Source organism: Vibrio sp. 1F279, assembly GCF_041439815.1.
GTDB lineage: Bacteria > Pseudomonadota > Gammaproteobacteria > Enterobacterales > Vibrionaceae > Vibrio > Vibrio tasmaniensis_A.
Genome location: NZ_JBGOOU010000036.1, coordinates 20,720 through 37,888, shown reverse-complemented (window position 1 = coordinate 37,888; position 17,169 = coordinate 20,720). Strand labels below are relative to the sequence as shown.

The following is a 17,169-nucleotide window of genomic DNA, read 5'->3' as shown; positions in this document are numbered from 1 at the left end:
ATAATCAATTCGTCTATACAAGGCAAAAACTGGTTAAGAACTGCCTATTTTTCGTATAAATATGACTCTATTCACCTAAACTGGTTCAATTTCTTTTAGATGACGCTGTGCAGAAAGCTTCGCAGCTACACTACCAAGCAAGGTTCCGACGATCAAAAGCAATAAAGATTCATCCCAACTCAGGCCAATTAAGCGGAAGTGGCTATCGTACAGCTGAGCCAAGTCATCCACTGCACTGTTCAGTAATACGGTAATCAATGCCGTCATTACCCACGCGCTAATCGAACCTAAAACACCAAACCACATTCCAGCATACAAATATGGTCGAAGAATGTAGCTGTCGGTAGCACCAATCAGCTTCATGGTTTGAATCTCTTCTTTATGCGCCAACACATTAAATCGTAATGTGTTGCCGATAATCAGAAATACTGCGCCAAGCATCAACACAGTTAAGGTAATCACGATGACAGCCGCAAGTGCTTTGATAGCATCCAGTCGAGCTAACCAATCTTCATCTAAACGAACATCGGTGACTAACTCTTGCTTCTTAACCTTGCCTGCCAGTTCTTTAATTAAGGTATCGCTGTGTACGCTTGGCGTAATCACCAACACACCTGGCAATGAATAATCATCTAGGATAGTTAGGGCGTCCTCAAAACCAGAATACTGGCTAAGATCTTCAAGACCTTGCTGCGGAGAAATGTACTCAACCAGATCGACTTGGTCCCAACTTTCGATTTCATCCTTAAGCACCATGACTCTCGGCTCAGGGATACCATCCTCTACATAGGCACTAATTTGTGACGGGCTGGTGACATCTTGCGCCACTTCACCAACGTTCTTGCCCAGTAGGTACAAACAAGCGGGCATCGCTAAAGCCATTGAAATCACCGCAAGCGTCAGCAAGTTACCCAACGGACGCTGCCACATTTGCGAGAACGATGACTTGGCTTGTTTCCAATGAACAACAAAGAAACCGTCACTTAAAGCCCGGTTTGCTGCTCGATTGGATTGAGGTTTCTTAATGCGCTTATTCGCGGCCATAATCTTCAACCTCACTCAAAAAGCCTTGGTTTAATTCCAGATGACGATATTGAGGGCGAGTGTTCACTAACCCGATATCGTGCGTCGCTAGCATGATCGTGACACCCGCACGGTTGAACTCTTCAAACAAGCGTAATACACGACTCGATAGTTCAGGATCTAGGTTACCAGTTGGTTCATCCGCTAAAAGCAGAGTTGGACGGTTAACCACAGCGCGAGCAATACCGACCCGTTGTTGTTCACCTCCAGAGAGCTGGCTTGGCAAACAACGGGCTTTATCTAATAAACCGGTTTTGTCCAACGCGGCGCTGACTCGACGTTTAATTTCGTTTTCAGAAATAGATTCAATACGCATAGGCAGAGCGACGTTATCGAAGATCGAGCGATCCATAAGTAGGCGGTGATCTTGAAAGACAATCCCGATATTACGGCGTAAAAAGGGAATGTCTTTGGCTGGGATACGAGTAATATCGTGATCGTTAAACCAAACACGTCCGTCAGTTGGGCGCTCTATCGCGCAGATCAACTTCAGCAAGGTACTTTTACCAGCACCAGAGTGCCCGCCTAAAAATGCCATCTCTCCTCGTTTGAGATGAAAGTCCACTTTTTGGAGCGCTTGTCGTCCGCCTCGGTAGGCTTTGCTCACTTGCTGAAATTTGATCACCGAAAATTCCTCTTACGATCACTCATATCAAATTTAAAACGGTAGCAGGTTAAGGATAAACCACTTTGCTACACGCGTTACTCTTCGCGGCTAAATAGTGCTTCAATAAAGTCTTTCGACTCAAATGGACGCAGGTCGTCAATGCCTTCACCCACGCCAATGTAGCGGATTGGAATCTGGAACTGGTCAGCAATTGAGAAAATTACGCCACCTTTCGCTGTACCATCTAGCTTAGTTAGCGTAATACCCGTTACTGGTGCCACGTCACTAAACAACTTCGCTTGGCTAATCGCATTCTGACCGGTACCTGCATCTAGCGTTAACATGATTTCGTGCGGTGCAGAATCATCGATCTTCTTCATTACACGAACAATCTTGCGTAGCTCTTCCATCAAGTTGCTCTTGTTCTGCAAACGGCCTGCAGTATCTGCAATCACAACATCAACACCACGCGCTTTCGCCGCTTCAATCGCATCGTAGATAACAGACGCGCTATCGGCACCAGTGTGCTGAGCGATAACCGGAACATCATTACGCTGCCCCCAAACCTGAAGTTGTTCAACCGCTGCCGCACGGAAGGTATCACCCGCCGCCAGCATCACTTTCTTGCCTTCACTTTGGAATTGTTTCGCCAGCTTACCGATAGTGGTTGTTTTACCCACGCCATTCACACCCACCATTAAGATAACGTAAGGTGTTTTAGTGGTATCAACAACCAGTGGCTGTTCCACTTGGCTCAAGATTTCTGACATCTCTTCTTTAAGCAGACCATAAAGCGCTTCACCGTCTTTTAGGTCATTACGGGATGCTTTTTCTGTTAGGTTTTCAATGATCTTCACGGTGGTATTCATACCCACGTCGGCGATCAGAAGTTGCTCTTCTAATTCTTCAAACAGGTCTTCATCGATTTGCTTGCCTTTGAACAAACCAAAGAAGCCAGCACCAATGTTTGCTTTAGTACGGCTGAGGCTACGCTTAAGTCGTGCAAAGAAGCTTTCTGTCGGCTTCTCTTGAACTTCTTCAACCTTAGATTGAGGAGCAATCACTTCTTCCTGTTCTGCTTCTGCTTCTGCTTCTGCTTCTGCTTCTGCTGCGACAGGCTGCTGATCTTGTGGAGCCTCTTCAAGCGTTTGCTCTGACTCCGCAAGTTCAGATTCAACAGACTTAGGTTCCGTTGATTTAGCGTCTTCAACTTCAGGTGCGACCTGTTCAGCCTCAACTTGTGATTCAACTTCAGTTTGATCTTCAACGTTTTCTACGTTCGCTTCATTCTGAGTTTTTGGGCTTTGTTCTTCTTCACCAAAACCAAGCCACGATAATAATCCGCGCTTCTTTTTTTCCGTCATCAGAGGAGTTTCCTAGATCTACTAATTAGCTGTATTGACTTAATACACGTCGACTCTTTGCTATTGTTATACAATACAAGCTTGTACAAACGAATAGTAAAGAAAAATGACAAAGCAGTGATAAGTTTGCTTTTAGCTTGATACACTTTGTCATTGTAAATTTATTTAATACTCGAACCCACTTAAATTGGGCTCGGTATAGTATCACTTTATTAGCGGTCAAAAAATCTATGGTAAGACGTCGCCAGCAAAACACATCACAAAAAAAGCCATCCGGAGGCTTTGTTCGAATTATTAGTGGCTCATGGAGAGGTAGAAAGCTGCCTGTTCATGATTTAGAAGGATTACGCCCAACCATTGACCGAGTCAAAGAAACACTCTTTAACTGGGTGGCACAAGATATCCCACATTCGACCTGCTTGGATGTATTCGCCGGTTCTGGTGGTCTAGGTTTTGAAGCCGCTTCTCGCCAAGCAAAAATGGTGACACTGCTCGAAATGAATCAAAAAGCGGCCAAACAGCTTTCTGATAACGCGAAAGAGCTCAAAGCAGACAACATCAATGTAGTCAACACTGATGCTATCTCTTTTCTTAAGCAGCCAGGCACTCCTTACGATATGGTCTTTCTCGATCCTCCATTTCGTAAAGGCTTACTCGCAGAAACAGTACAACTGCTTGAGAGCAACGGTTGGCTTGCCGACAACGCCATCATTTACGTCGAGACAGAGAAAGAGCTAAAACTCGAAGCTATGCCAGAAAACTGGGAATTACACCGCGATAAGACCACTGGCCAGTCGAGCTACCGACTGTTCAATCGAATCACTGAAGAATAGGAGTTATTGAATGAAGTTCTTGCTTCCACTAGCAAAAGCAGCCATCGCCTTTGTTTGGTTTATCTTAATCGCCAATATTTTCTACCCATTCCCGGGTAATGCTGCGATTGCGCTTTATATCATGACAGCATTCTTATTCTTCATGCACGGCCTGCAGATGCTGATTTTCATCGGTGCTTTTGGCGATAAGATCGAAATGTCACGTTGGGAGAAGTGGTCCATATTGATTTTCGGCGTCTTTGCCCTACTCGATATCCGACGCAAACACATGATGTAATAAAGCTTAAGCTTAGATATAAAACGCTTAGCGACAGAAAACATCATGACAGAAACAGTTGATACAAAAGCGCCGCTCATTTGAGCGGCGTTTTTTTATTCAGCGATGATACTGATGTTAGCCCATGTAGCCCTTTACACCATCTAGGAACATTTGCGTCGACAGCATAACCAACAACAGGCCCATCAAGCGTTCGATGGCTTTAAGGCCTCTCTCACCTAGTACTCGTAGGAAGAAGCCATTAAACATCAGAATAAAGAAGGTCGCGCCCCAAGCCAGCATCACTGCGCCTGAAAGCTCTAACATGTTGTCAGGATGCTGTGTCGACAACAGAATCAATGCCGCAATCACTGAAGGGCCAGCAATCATAGGGATCGCCATCGGCACAATAAACGGTTCTTCACCCGCCGCGAGGCCAGTAATACTACCCGCACTTGGGAAAATCATCTTAATCGCGATGATAAACAGAATAATACCGCCAGAGATACTCAAGGTTTCAGGCTGCACATGCAGGAAGTTCATGATGCTTTGACCAGCAAACAAGAACAGCAGCAGGATAATCAGCGCAAACATTAGTTCACGAACAAGAACAATACGGCGACGCTTCGGATCAATATGCTTAAGGATAGAAAGCACGATTGGTAAGTTGCCAAGCGGATCCATAATAAGAAACAGCATGGTCGCTGCAGATAAAATTTCCATAAGTTTGTCTCGAAAGCGTAAGTGCGCGGAGTATAGCAGCCTCAAGATTGATTTTCGAACACAGTAACAAACTTAGGAATTTACGTTATTGGAAGTGTATTTATGAGAGCCAAACGAGGGAGAAATGGTCGGAGTGGAGCCAAGAATATCGCATCCACTCGCTAATCACTGTTCACTGTTCACTGGCGACAAGAACTGATGGTCATTCAAGATCAGTGATTACAAACACGTTCGCGATTAGTGCAAAGCTTGTCATCAATGATCACGACCTTTTCCATTTTCAGGAAAAATTTCAGCAATCCATCTAAATCCAGACCGTTCAGCTTACACGTATGAAAGCGAGCTTCAGCGCCATAGGTTTGAGTAAGCTCTTGCGTCAACTCTTCACGAGTCAGTGGCTTTTCACTCAGTAAGTTTAAAACGTTGTGTGCATGAATTTCGGTAGTCATAAGTCTATCTCATGTTAAATGAAGTAGACGTAGAGTACCTACTTTCATCTGAGCTGCCTTGATGTAGCTCAGAGTTAAGCTAGCTCTACCCTAAATGGTGAGGGAAGCAACGATGAGAGCGTGTGCAAGAAAGTAACTGCCCGTTACCCAAAAATAAGCGCCCTTAATTGGGCTGCGATAGAAATTTAGGGCGTACGCCAATGCGGAAAGCAGCAGCACGCAGCAACCAACAAAACCAACAGCATGTGATAGCTGAGGCTCAAGTAACCAGACTTCACCAGAAGCCCAAGCAAGCTGAATGAGTACAATACCCATGATAACCACTGGAAAAACGAGTTTGTCTAAGCGAGGGAGTAATAGGAAGAAAGCAACGATACATGCAGCTAACAGCAGCGCGAACAACCACCAGACCATTTCTCCTGATAGCTGTAACCAAAATGCTTTGCTGTAACAAAGTTGAGCCAACAGGAAACACACAAAATGCAGAAGACGTTTTTGAGTAACAGTATGAAGCACATCTGCGATCGCGGATATAGCTAACCCAGCGACTACCCAATAGGTAAAATCAACGACAACAGATTGAGTTAGAGCAATAATCGCCAATAATACAAAGGTAAAGACCTTATACAATAAAGCCTGACCGATATGCCCATGTTTCGTTCCTGTTATTGCTCCAATACCAGACAAGGAAACCGCCAACCAACTCCACATATCATTTGCCCTATTGCTTTTAATCGTCGCCAGTCTAGGCACACGGATGTTGATGTAAAGCCTCAGCCCTTCAAAATTGGATCTTGATTACGCTTCCACTAAAAAGAGCATCTTTAGATTGAAGTCGTCACAATACCCGCAGCGATAGTGATTATTCCTTTTAAAATAGACTCATTGTTCGGAAAACTCATATAAATTGACGCTAGAGAACCCAAACTTAAATTCCAATCACTTCTATCCTGCCAACGCCACAATATGTCGCTATATATTGCAAATACCACATAACTAAAAGTTCAAAATCAAATACACAAAAACATTAAAAACAAACACTTAAAATCAAAAAACAGACTTACATAGAACTTTCCAACACTATACAAACCTAGACTTACAAAGTGCGTAAATTACCTTTATAAAAACCACTTTGTCAGGTTTCGCTAAGCTTCCTGTCAAAAAACCATCACAAAAATTAAACCTAAAACCTATAAAGCTTAATTAAACAAACCTAGACACCACCAAGCCCTATTAATACAGTTTAACAACCTTTAACAATATAAATTACACAAAACGACCATTACAAAACAACAACTTAAACCAAATGAGAACAAAAATAAATCACAACGAACAAAATAAAAGCTCCCCAAAATACACAGTAAAACATAGCAAAAGTGATAGAAAACCCAATAGTTTTCTATCACTTTTAAAGGCTTCGAAAGTAATTCTTGATCTAAAGCCATAAGTAGTGCTATTCTTTAAAACATAGCGAGAGACAACCAAATTTAGGAGTAGTGTTATGATTTCATCTTCGCAAAGACAAGGACTTGTAATGATCGCGGTAGTTGTAGGTCTAATGACACTACCGATGATGTACTAAGCAAGTTACAGATAAAAAAAGGGACGCCATTAGCGTCCCTTTTTTTGTTCAATTTTTTCATTTCGAAAACAGATGCAGTGTTAACATATCCCAGTTCGCATAATAGAAACCAGCGGCAGCTAAAGTCATTGCCATCATCAGTAAGATTGCAACTCGCCAAATAAAACGACCACTACGTGGAGTCAACTCCTTCTCACAGTCGTTACACATCATGATGAACTTATGCTGGTCTTCCAACTTAGCCTCATGCTCATTGACTACCTTATTACGACACGTTGCGATATAACGCAGCTTACTCACCGTATCGTGCGGTAGCCTTTCTTCACAGCTTGACACAAGCTCATGCAATCCTTCGCCTTCGGCATGATATTGAAGCCTCAATAATTTCTCTATATTACGAGTTCTTGTCACCACTTTTTCAATATCGGTCATATTAGCCCTCCCACTCCACACTATAATTCTAGTCGAGCATTTCCCTATTCTTATACAAAATCACTGTTATTTACGAGAGAAAGAGACAATAAATAACAATGCTTTATCCCAAACTGGCCTCTAAATGTGATGTCTGCCGAAAAATAATCAGCTTGGCTTACAACAGTTCACGAATAACGGCTTGAAACACATATCCCTATTGCTTGAAAGATTAGAATAACCATCACGACTACATGGAGGTTACATGCCTAATTCACTCTTTTTTGCCATCTTTGCACTCGCCGGTCTAGCGGCTTGGGTATTTCTTGGTTTCTATCGAAAGCACTCACAAGGTGAAAATGCGCCAGAAAAGAAAGTGAACGTCACTGTGTTGGACAAACAATCCATCGACCTTCCTGATGCAGAACCAGGCCAAGAAGATCAAGAGTATTGGATTTACGTTCAACGTGGTGTGGTTGGTCCAAAACGAGAGTTCCAAGTCGGAATCCACTACTTCCACGCCCTGAACCCTGGCGACAAAGGTACCTTAACCTACCAAGGCGATAAGTTCTTACACTTTGCATTGAAGCGCTAAACATTAGGTACTTCAACTGTATCTTCTAAGCAATCCATCAGAAAGCCTTAGCACCCACCGCTAAGGCAATAACCAACGTGTTTTCTCTGACTTAGAGACCAACCAGCTCATCCATAACGCGCCAGCTCCGCTGATCACGATCCATAATGGAATAACCCAAGCAGGATGACCTTGGTACCAACCGAACTCTTTCATTGGCCATAAGAAAATCGGGTGCAGCAGATAAATACCTAAGCTGTGTTTACTGATAAAACCAACCACTTGATTGCTCTTCTCAGACAAGCCTTCACCATAGTAACGGCACACCATGAACACCATGCTCGCCGCTAATACGGTGTTCAACGTCTTGTAAGATAACCAACGCCCTACCGTGTACTCTTCTGCGACCAAACTTGCATCAACCACCATATAAACCGTGGTCAGTAACGCTAATCCACCAAGTAACACACTCACGCCGACAGTCATCTTGTTAAGTGGAACCATCTTATACAGCAGGTAACCCAACGGTAAGTACCCGGTGTACAACCACAACTCGTGACTCCAAGGGCCATCGATTTTCAATAAGAACAATAGCGTTGTGAACAACCATACCGCCGTAAAGGCATAGACAGATCTATCACCGTACTTTCTGACCATGATCTGTAAAAAAGGAATCACAAAGTAGAGTGGGATGAAGTAATAGAAGAAACCAAGGTGATAGTACGTGTAGTGATGATAACTATTGAGCAAAACCTCCCAACTGACGTCCGCATCAAAACCCATTAGCGACCAACCTGATAGGTAGGTATAGAAAAGCGACCAAACAATGAATGGGATCAGTACCTTACCCAGACGGCGCTTGAGGTAGTATTTGGCGTCAAACGGGCGCTGATCACTCAGCATCAATGCACCAGAAATCAAGATGAACACAGGCACTGCCCAGCGGCTGAAACCATTCACCGTAATGGCAGTCAGCCACTCACCGAAAGGAATGGTGCTTAATTCATTACGATAAGGCGCCAAAACATGAATCGCGATAACAGCTATGGCCGCGACACATCGTGCTAAATCAAAAAAGAGAACTCGCTGCTTCATGTAAATGCCTGATTAATATTCAATCATTCAACTATAGCAATAAAAAAGCTGACCGGAATAAATACCAAGTCAGCTTAGTGTTAAAGAAGATACTTATCGCGAATTTAACTTATTCGACTCTAGGTTATCCGACTTAAGCTCATGCGGCTGAAGCTTATGCAGCTGAGATTTGCGGCACTTTAGGTAAACGCAGAGAGATCACCGTCGTTATCGCTAAGAATGCGAAGGATACCCACAGACACGCATACAAACCGGCCATTTGGAATACCAAGCCCGACAATATCGTGCCAATCAAGCGACCCATCGCGTTTGCCATGTAGTAGAAACCGACATCAAGAGACACCCCATCGCCTTTCGCATAGCTCACAATCAAATATGAGTGAAGCGATGAATTCACCGCAAAGATGGCACCAAATACCATCAATCCACCGATGATAACTAGCTCTGGTTGCCAGCCAATTTGCACCGCATAAGCAATACCGGCAGTCACAATAGCCAATGCACCCGCCCACAACAGCGCGGCATGACCATCAGGCACCTTGCCTTGCGCTTTACCGGTAATCTTAGGCGCAATACCCTGCACAAAGCCGTATGCAATGGTCCAAGCTGCTAAGAAACCACCCACCCATGAGTGGTCCCAACCAAACACACTGCCTAGATAAATCGGCAAAGCAATCACAAACCACACATCACGAGCACCAAACAGGAACATACGCGCTGCAGATAGGATGTTGATGGATTCAGACTTAGAGAAGATCTGTTTGAACTTAGGTTTAGTTTTCGCTTTACCCATGTCCGCTTCTAAGCTCAACACACTGCCAACGAAGACCAATGCCAACACGGCTGCCATCGCAAGCACAGCGTATTGGAAGCCAATCGTTGAAAGAAGCAAACCACCAATAAAGAAGCCAGCCCCTTTAAGCGCATTCTTAGATCCGGTCAGAATCGCAATCCACTTATAAAGCGCGCCCTGTTGTTCATCAGGAACCAGAGTCTTAATCGAACTCTTGGCACTCATCTTATTGAGGTCTTTAGCGATACCAGACAAGGCTTGCGCCGCCATTACCCAAGGAATAGTCAGCATTGCCGTTGGTACCGCGAGCATACCTAAGGCAACAACTTGCATGCCTAACCCGATGTTCATGGTCTTATTGAGGCCAAGACGCGCCCCTAACCAACCACCGATTAGGTTAGTCACCACACCAAAGAATTCATAGAAAAGGAACAGTGAGGCGATTTCTAACGAACTGTAACCAAGGTCGTAAAAATACAGAACCACCAGCATGCGAAGTGCACCATCAGTAATGGTGAAGTTCCAGTAGTTAAAAGTCACCAACATGTATTGGCGAACGCTCTTACTTAGATTTGAAAACATAACGCTATCTCTGCAATCTAAACAAAAAGAGCTTTTGGATCATGATAAGTTCAACACTCCAGATACCAAAAGCCCCTTGTATAACAACAATGGTTTATTAGCCGTTCGCTACGCCATTAATGTATTCAACCTGAATGGGCTTAGTAAATGCGCCCGGACGCAGTGCCTGCACCTCTTGAACAATCTTGCTCAGATCCCAACTCTTCTCTAACAGCAGGTGTGCAGCCAGCAAGCCAGTACGGCCAGAACCGCCCATGCAATGCATTGCTACCTTACCGCCGTTATCCACAATTTGGTGTAAAACTGGACTAGTCGCCCGCCACTTCGCAGCAAAATCGGTACCCGGTGCACAATCGTCTTCGATTTCTATTTGGAACCATTGCATGCCTAGCGCACGTGTCTTCTCACCAAGTGCCGCTACGTCTTTGCTTGCAAGCTCATGGTCATCAAGTGCTGTCACGATAGCTTCAACGCCTTGTGCTTTCAGTTGCGTTAACGATGCATCTAGGTCAGCGTCTTTAGTGCCTGGGCACGGAGTAAGCACTAACGCACCAGTTTCTAGATCTAGTTGCCAAGTTGGGTGTACTTGAGAGTTTGTCATCATCATCTATCTCTTAAAATTCTTTTGTATATAGACCGATACTCAAAATAGTTGGAGTTGCAGCTAGGCAACCAGTAAGTTCAGCCCTATGAGCATAGGGGTTCTATGTGATTAGGGTGAACTTACGCAGTTAACAACGCTTGCAGCTTCAAGTATGAAGAGTATTAAGCTAGGCCAACTGTACGTACTAGCTCAGCAGTACGTGTTGCGTAACCCATCTCGTTGTCGTACCAAGCGTAGATCTTAACCATGCGCTTACCGACTAGCATGGTTGATAGCGCATCTACGATCGTTGAGCGTTGGTCGCCTTTGTAATCGATAGAAACCAGGGGACGCTCTTCAAAGCCAAGAATGCCTTTCAGTTCATTCTCAGACGCTTCTTTCAGCATCGCGTTGACTTCTTCAGCTGTGGTGTCTTGCTTCACTTCGAAGATGATGTCGGTCAGAGAAGCGTTCGCTAGTGGTACACGAACCGCGTGGCCATTAATACGATTTTCAAGCTCCGGGAAAATCTCAACAATCGCTTTTGCACTGCCCGTTGTTGTCGGGATAAGACTCATGCCACATGCACGTGCACGGCGTAAGTCTTTATGGGGCGCATCAAGAATAGTTTGCGTATTGGTGAGATCGTGAATAGTGGTAAAGGCTGCGTTCTCGATGCCTAACTTCTCGTTAATCACCTTCACAACAGGCGCAAGACAGTTAGTCGTACAAGATGCCGCAGTCACAATCTTATGTACCGCTGGATCGAAGATAGCGTCATTCACACCGACAACGATGTTTGCAATGCCTTCTTCTTTCACTGGCGCCGATACCACAACACGCTTCACACCTTGCTCAAGGTATTTGTTTAGGAAAGATGCCTTACGGTGAACACCGGTCGCTTCAAGGACAACATCGCAACCAGACCAATCGATCGCATCGATATCGCGCTCTTGCGTAGTTCTAATGCGTTGACCGTTGATGATCATCTCATCGCCCTCAACCGCGACTTCGTGGTTCCAGCGACCTTGAACCGAATCGAACTCAAGAAGGTGCGCCAGTGTTGCTGTATCGCCTGCTACATCGTTAATTTGAACAAACTCAATTTCCGCCCAATCAAACGCTGCGCGAAGTGCTAGACGGCCGATACGGCCAAAACCATTAATACCTACTTTGACTGTCATACTCTTTTCTCTCAGTTAATTGCCTTCATATTTGAAGCCGCAGTGCCTAACTGCAATCTCAACGATTTTGGCAATAAATTTAAATGTATTTAAACGCAACATTGAGGGCGTGAAGTCATGGCTTCTAGGCGCTCAATATCCTGTTGGTATTCAGTTTTCAAACAGTTCGATGCGATAAGGTCATCAATTAACTTTAGCATCCAACCCGGTAAATCTTGTGACAGACGGTAGAACACCCACTGCCCTTGGCGAACGTCAGTTAAAATGCCGTTTGAACGCAACTGCGCAAGATGGCGGGAAATCTTTGGCTGACTTTCTTGTAATGCCTGAGTCAACTCACCAACAGATAAGCACTCTTGGCGCACAATCAACATTAAGCAACGCACTCGCGTTTCATCAGACAGTAATTTAAAAAATTGGTGAGGAAGCATAACTACATACTCATATATGGATATGCATATATATTAGTTGTAAAAAAACGCACGTCAAGGCGTGCGTTTTCATTGTCATAAAAGTTTAACGAAGAATATCAGAGTTTGTTGGTAACAATATGGCTCCAGCGTCGAGCTTCAGTGAGTTCTGTTTTCACTTGTTCCACGTTCAACCCTAGATCAGCACAATGATCATCAATCTTTTGCCAATCAGCATGTTCGAAACTTTCTTCAAGCGCTAATAATGCGCCATATGGACCTTCTCTGCGCAGCAAGGCGACCTTAATACTTGTGCATAACGGTAATTGTTCAATTAAGTTCTCTAACGACAGATCGAGCAACGCATCAAGTAATGAGAACAAACCAATCATAAAGGCTTGTTCAGTATGCCCTTTAAATACTTGGTAACGAGACATCCGTTGGCAAAACTGCGCACGCTGCAAAGACAGGCCATACAGCTCTTTGGGCTTTTTATCAGAGACATAAGACGCTACTGCTAGCGAGACAAACATTTTCAATTTCTCTTGCCCTAAATAAACCAAGGCCTGACGAAATGAAGAGATGGTGACCTCAAGGCGGGGTGACATAGTATTCACAAAGCGCAGAAGCTTATAGGATAAGGCAATATCTTTCGCGACGATGCTTTCAACACGTTGGAAGTCGACATCCGGCTTACAGACCTCTTGGAATAGCTCCATCGCTATCACTTGCTCTGGGCTAATATACTTAGTCTTTATGATTTCTGGCTTACTAAAGAAATAGCCTTGGAAAAACTTAAACCCTGCTTCTTTCGCTTGTTGGAACTCTTGTTCCGTTTCAACCCGCTCAGCAAGAAAACTATACTTCTTCCCTTCGTGCTTTTTGACTAACTCACACGCCGCATCCAACCCCATCTGCATGATATCAAGCTTAACAATATGCGTATATTGAAGGAAACGTTCCCACTCAGGTGTCGAAGTAAAGTCATCTAGGGCAATCATATACCCTGCTTGATAAAGCTCTTTGATTACCTCTAACAGCTCATCGGTCGGTTGGCAGGTTTCAAGAATCTCAACTACGACCTTATCTTTCGGTAAGCTCATTGGAAGACGACGAATCAAGCTTTGATACGGAAAATTAATAAAGCAGCGTGAAGATGGGATCGAAGGGTTAAGCCCAACTGACAAGAAGTTTTCAACGATCAGGCGATACGTTGCTCGATTAGATTCAATATGCGCGGGGTAGGCATTCCTATCACCGTCACGAAACAGCAGCTCATAACCAAGCGTGTTCTTGTTACGGTTTAAGATAGGTTGTCGAGCAACGTACGTAGCGGTCATTTATTGATAACTCTAATTGATTTAACTATAACTCTATTACTTTCATTAAGCTTTGGCAGCAGCCAGCAAAGCGCCGCAACCCATGAACATACCACCAAATATTTTATTTATCTTACCCATTATGCGATCTGAGCGAATAAAACGTCCCATTTGTGAAGCTAATGAGGTGTAACCCAACATAACCACGCTATCAATAAATACAGTGGTCACTCCAAGCACCAACAACTGCGGTGCTTGCGGTTGTGTCGGATCGATAAATTGCGGAAACAGAGCAACTAAGAACACGATAGATTTTGGGTTAGTCAAATTGATAAGCACTGCATTTCTGAGCAGCTTGCCACTCGATAGCGTTGATTTTTCTTCTGAAGCCACCAAGCTAGACTTATCACGCCACTTTTGAATGCCTAACCATAGAAGATAAACCACGCCCACCCATTTGATGATGGTAAATGCCAAGGCGGATTTTGCCACTAGTGCACCAATACCCGCTCCCACCAGCATAATATGAAATGCAAGACCGAGCTGTAAGCCTACGATCGACGCAAGTGACTTCTTGGTGCCATAGCTGAGCCCATTGCTGATTGAGTTAACGGTACCTGAGCCCGGTGCCAAACTAAACAAAATCGCCGTGACGACATAAGCAAGCCAAACATGAGTATCCATTTGCATTTCCTTACTAGTTCTTTAATCTAACAACATTAGTAGCGATGACGCTCTCACATGCATCAGTTCAGGTAATTTCCCATGGAAAACCACAGTGCCACCCTGTTTTCATACACGCAAGAACCTGAGTTCGAGCAAGCGATTAAACACCCGATCTCCACCCTTTGGCAACAACGAAAGGATGGTTATGTTACATCATCCGGTAAAAAAAGGTTGTACTGGTGTAGCTTAACTTCTCCGACACACACCAAAGCTATTGTTATTTCAAATGGTCGCATCGAGTGCTGCTTAAAATACCAAGAGCTCTTTTATGATTTCTATCAGCAAGGTTATGACGTTTATTCATTTGACCACCAAGGTCAAGGTCAGTCGGAACGTATGGTAACAGACTCTGACATTGGTCACATTCACGAGTTTGATGATTACGTATCAGATATGTCTGACATTATTGCCAGCTTTGATCTTAGCAAGTATTCCAATCGCTACCTGCTCGCACATTCGATGGGCAGTACAATCGCCACTCGCTACTTGCAAACTCATCCCAACCACCCGTTTGACAAAGTCACTCTGTGCGCTCCGATGTTTGGGATCAATACTGAATGGTACTTCAAGCCTATCGCAATGCTTGTTGGGCAAGCTCTCACCGCTTTCTATGCCAAGCCGACTTATGCCCCCGGGCAACAGGCGTATTACTCTAAGCCCTTCGAAAATAACTTATTAAGCCACAGTAAGGTGCGCTATCAGTGGTTCCGTTGCTTATATGACGGTTCCCCTTCTTTGCAGGTTGGCGGACCAAGTACTCGCTGGGTATGGCAAGGGTTAATGGCAGCCAAGCAGGCAATACAACAAACTCGTCAAATCAAGATCCCACTGCTATTGATTCAGGCAGGGGAAGAGAAGATTGTGAGTAACGATGCTCAAGTGAAGTTCATCAATAAGCTGAAAAAAACCAACTCTGATTGCCAGTTTAAGGTGATTGAGGGTTCTAGGCATGAGGTACTGTTTGAGCAAGATGAATACCGTAATCACACACTGGATGCTATCAATCAGTTTTTTGCCTAGATCGAATAAGCTAATAGGCTAAGTAACCGACCAAGAAGATAAGCGCTAAAGAGGAAGAGAAGTAAGTGAGCTTTGCCCTCTTTTCTTGCATGAAATTGGCATACAATTTCCACCTAGAGATATTGTGGTTAAAACGATGCTAGCGTTGGCTAGTATTGATATTTGCTAAGCATTTTGCAATGAGGGTTAAATGACTATTCCTGCACTTAAAGATTCCGTGAAAATTGTTGCTTCTGATTTAGATGGTACGCTTTTGGCTCCCAACCATCAGCTAAGCGACTTTACCAAACTAACGCTTAAGAAGTTACACGAGCAAGGTTACACCTTTATCTTCGCTACGGGTCGCCATCACGTCGACGTAGCAGGGATTCGTCAAATTGCAGGGATTCCGGCATACATGATCACGTCAAACGGTGCTCGCGTGCACGACCAGAACGATCAACTGATGTATAGCCAGGACGTCCCTCAGAAATTAGTTCAACCGGTTATTGATATTGTTCGCCAAGATCCAAATATCTTTATTCATATGTACCAGAATGAAGATTGGCTACTCGACCGTGAAGACGAAATGCTCGCTAAGTTCCATAGTGAGTCTGGCTTTAGCTACAAGCGATTTGAAGCTGATAATGCCCCAAGCGACGGCATTGCTAAAGTCTTCTTCACACATCCAGAGCAAGACCACGAATATCTGGTCACGTTTGAGCAAAAGCTAAAAGATGCGTTTGGAGACAAACTGAACATCGCCTTCTCAACACCTTGGTGTTTAGAAGTGATGGCCGCTGAAGTATCTAAAGGCCACGCCTTAGACGCTGTTGCGAAATCATTGAACCTAACACTGGATAACTGTGTTGCCTTTGGTGATGGCATGAATGACGCAGAGATGCTGGCGATGGCGGGTAAAGGTCTAATCATGGGCACATCACATGAAAAAGTGATGAAAGCTCTACCAGACAATGAAGTGATTGGCAGCAACGCAGACGACGCCGTTGCTCACTATCTAGAAAAGCACCTGCTCTAATCTCGTCTCGTCGAAGAGATCTGAATAAATAAAAAGGCAGCCACCTGGCTGCCTTTTTTGAACCTTACGTAAAAAGCTCTCTCTAACGCTATCGAGAACCCAGTACTTCTTTACTTAATATTGCCTGCCACTCTTGTTCGGTAACCGGCATGATCGATAATCGGTTGCCCCGTTTAACCAGTGGCATTTCTGACAGTTCAGGCATGGCTTTAAGTGTTGCCAAAGGAATCAAGCGCTCAGTCACTCGCACAAACTCAACATCAACCATTATCCAGCGCGGATTATCGGGCGAAGATTTAGGGTCGTAGTAATCACTCTCTGAGTCGAACTGAAAGTGGTCTGGGTAGGCTTCTCTGGTTACTTTCGCGATCCCCGCCACGCCAACTTTTTTACATGATGAATGGTATATCATCACCAAGTCTCCAAGCTTAACGTCATCACGCATCATGTTTCGAGCCTGATAGTTGCGTACACCCTCCCAACAAGAGGTTTTTTGTACTCTCAGAGTCTGAATAGAAAAGGTGTCGGGTTCTGTTTTAAATAACCAATATGCCATA

Annotated in this window: 20 protein-coding genes; 5 read left to right on the top strand and 15 right to left on the bottom strand. The window is 44.3% G+C overall.

Annotated elements, in window-relative coordinates:
* Positions 1-75: 75 nt before the first annotated feature.
* The 3 genes from ftsX to ftsY form a co-directional block, all read right to left on the bottom strand.
* Positions 76-1,044, bottom strand: a complete 969-nt coding sequence (ftsX, locus tag ACED60_RS20870; protein ID WP_371728372.1) for a permease-like cell division protein FtsX — start codon at positions 1,042-1,044, stop codon at positions 76-78.
* Entirely contained in the window at positions 1,031-1,708 is a 678-nt protein-coding gene (ftsE, locus tag ACED60_RS20865; protein ID WP_009848236.1) for a cell division ATP-binding protein FtsE, read from the bottom strand. The genes ftsX and ftsE overlap by 14 nt, the downstream gene beginning before the upstream one ends.
* A 77-nt stretch (positions 1,709-1,785) precedes the next feature.
* Positions 1,786-3,054, bottom strand: coding sequence for a signal recognition particle-docking protein FtsY (gene ftsY, locus ACED60_RS20860; protein ID WP_371728371.1), 1,269 nt, complete (start codon positions 3,052-3,054; stop codon positions 1,786-1,788).
* Between the two features lie 230 nt (positions 3,055-3,284).
* Here ftsY and rsmD point away from each other — a divergent pair, with 230 nt between their 5' ends.
* A complete protein-coding gene (rsmD, locus tag ACED60_RS20855) occupies positions 3,285-3,887 on the top strand; it encodes a 16S rRNA (guanine(966)-N(2))-methyltransferase RsmD (protein ID WP_009848234.1) in 603 nt (200 codons plus the stop codon).
* A gap of 10 nt (positions 3,888-3,897) precedes the next feature.
* Positions 3,898-4,164: a DUF1145 domain-containing protein gene (locus tag ACED60_RS20850; RefSeq protein WP_009848233.1), complete on the top strand. Its 267-nt coding sequence runs from the start codon at positions 3,898-3,900 to the stop codon at positions 4,162-4,164.
* Positions 4,165-4,281: 117 nt separating this feature from the next.
* On the opposite strand, the gene ACED60_RS20845 is transcribed toward ACED60_RS20850, so the two are convergent.
* The 4 genes from ACED60_RS20845 to ACED60_RS20830 form a co-directional block, all read right to left on the bottom strand.
* Positions 4,282-4,866 (bottom strand): YhgN family NAAT transporter, encoded by a 585-nt coding sequence (locus ACED60_RS20845; RefSeq protein WP_009848232.1) that lies wholly within the window; start codon positions 4,864-4,866, stop codon positions 4,282-4,284.
* A 212-nt stretch (positions 4,867-5,078) separates the two neighbouring features.
* Positions 5,079-5,315: a YecH family metal-binding protein gene (locus tag ACED60_RS20840; RefSeq protein WP_122047540.1), complete on the bottom strand. Its 237-nt coding sequence runs from the start codon at positions 5,313-5,315 to the stop codon at positions 5,079-5,081.
* 90 nt (positions 5,316-5,405) lie between these two features.
* Positions 5,406-6,026 carry a lysoplasmalogenase gene (locus ACED60_RS20835; RefSeq protein WP_009848230.1) on the bottom strand — a complete coding sequence of 207 codons (621 nt, stop codon included), beginning with the start codon at positions 6,024-6,026 and terminating at the stop codon, positions 5,406-5,408.
* A 928-nt stretch (positions 6,027-6,954) separates the two neighbouring features.
* Positions 6,955-7,329: a DUF4145 domain-containing protein gene (locus ACED60_RS20830; protein WP_122047539.1), complete on the bottom strand. Its 375-nt coding sequence runs from the start codon at positions 7,327-7,329 to the stop codon at positions 6,955-6,957.
* 244 nt (positions 7,330-7,573) lie between these two features.
* Between ACED60_RS20830 and ACED60_RS20825 the strand changes: the two genes are divergently transcribed.
* Entirely contained in the window at positions 7,574-7,903 is a 330-nt protein-coding gene (locus tag ACED60_RS20825; RefSeq protein ID WP_009848228.1) for a DUF2500 domain-containing protein, read from the top strand.
* A 60-nt stretch (positions 7,904-7,963) separates the two neighbouring features.
* Here the strand turns inward: ACED60_RS20825 and ACED60_RS20820 are convergent, their stop codons facing one another.
* The 7 genes from ACED60_RS20820 to rhtB all read right to left on the bottom strand — a co-directional run bounded on the left by ACED60_RS20820 (position 7,964) and on the right by rhtB (position 14,532).
* On the bottom strand, positions 7,964-8,977 hold the full coding sequence (locus ACED60_RS20820) for an acyltransferase (RefSeq protein WP_102249640.1): 1,014 nt from the start codon (positions 8,975-8,977) through the stop codon (positions 7,964-7,966).
* Positions 8,978-9,131: 154 nt separating this feature from the next.
* Entirely contained in the window at positions 9,132-10,352 is a 1,221-nt protein-coding gene (arsJ, locus tag ACED60_RS20815; RefSeq protein WP_371710186.1) for an organoarsenical effux MFS transporter ArsJ, read from the bottom strand.
* Between the two features lie 97 nt (positions 10,353-10,449).
* Positions 10,450-10,959 (bottom strand): cyclin-dependent kinase inhibitor 3 family protein, encoded by a 510-nt coding sequence (locus tag ACED60_RS20810; RefSeq protein WP_371728370.1) that lies wholly within the window; start codon positions 10,957-10,959, stop codon positions 10,450-10,452.
* Between the two features lie 158 nt (positions 10,960-11,117).
* Complete coding sequence (locus tag ACED60_RS20805) at positions 11,118-12,119, bottom strand: ArsJ-associated glyceraldehyde-3-phosphate dehydrogenase (protein WP_371728369.1); 1,002 nt, start codon at positions 12,117-12,119, stop codon at positions 11,118-11,120.
* Positions 12,120-12,208: 89 nt separating this feature from the next.
* Positions 12,209-12,550: a metalloregulator ArsR/SmtB family transcription factor gene (locus ACED60_RS20800; RefSeq protein ID WP_009848223.1), complete on the bottom strand. Its 342-nt coding sequence runs from the start codon at positions 12,548-12,550 to the stop codon at positions 12,209-12,211.
* Between the two features lie 98 nt (positions 12,551-12,648).
* Positions 12,649-13,869 carry an EAL and HDOD domain-containing protein gene (locus tag ACED60_RS20795; protein WP_009848222.1) on the bottom strand — a complete coding sequence of 407 codons (1,221 nt, stop codon included), beginning with the start codon at positions 13,867-13,869 and terminating at the stop codon, positions 12,649-12,651.
* A gap of 45 nt (positions 13,870-13,914) precedes the next feature.
* Positions 13,915-14,532, bottom strand: coding sequence for a homoserine/homoserine lactone efflux protein (gene rhtB, locus ACED60_RS20790; protein WP_009848221.1), 618 nt, complete (start codon positions 14,530-14,532; stop codon positions 13,915-13,917).
* A gap of 81 nt (positions 14,533-14,613) precedes the next feature.
* On the opposite strand from rhtB, the gene ACED60_RS20785 reads away from it, so the two are divergent.
* Positions 14,614-15,594, top strand: a complete 981-nt coding sequence (locus tag ACED60_RS20785; protein ID WP_009848220.1) for an alpha/beta fold hydrolase — start codon at positions 14,614-14,616, stop codon at positions 15,592-15,594.
* A 190-nt stretch (positions 15,595-15,784) separates the two neighbouring features.
* Positions 15,785-16,612, top strand: coding sequence for a Cof-type HAD-IIB family hydrolase (locus ACED60_RS20780; protein WP_009848219.1), 828 nt, complete (start codon positions 15,785-15,787; stop codon positions 16,610-16,612).
* Positions 16,613-16,700: 88 nt separating this feature from the next.
* On the opposite strand, the gene ACED60_RS20775 is transcribed toward ACED60_RS20780, so the two are convergent.
* Entirely contained in the window at positions 16,701-17,168 is a 468-nt protein-coding gene (locus tag ACED60_RS20775) for an EVE domain-containing protein (protein WP_371728368.1), read from the bottom strand.
* Between the last annotated feature and the right edge of the window lies 1 nt (position 17,169).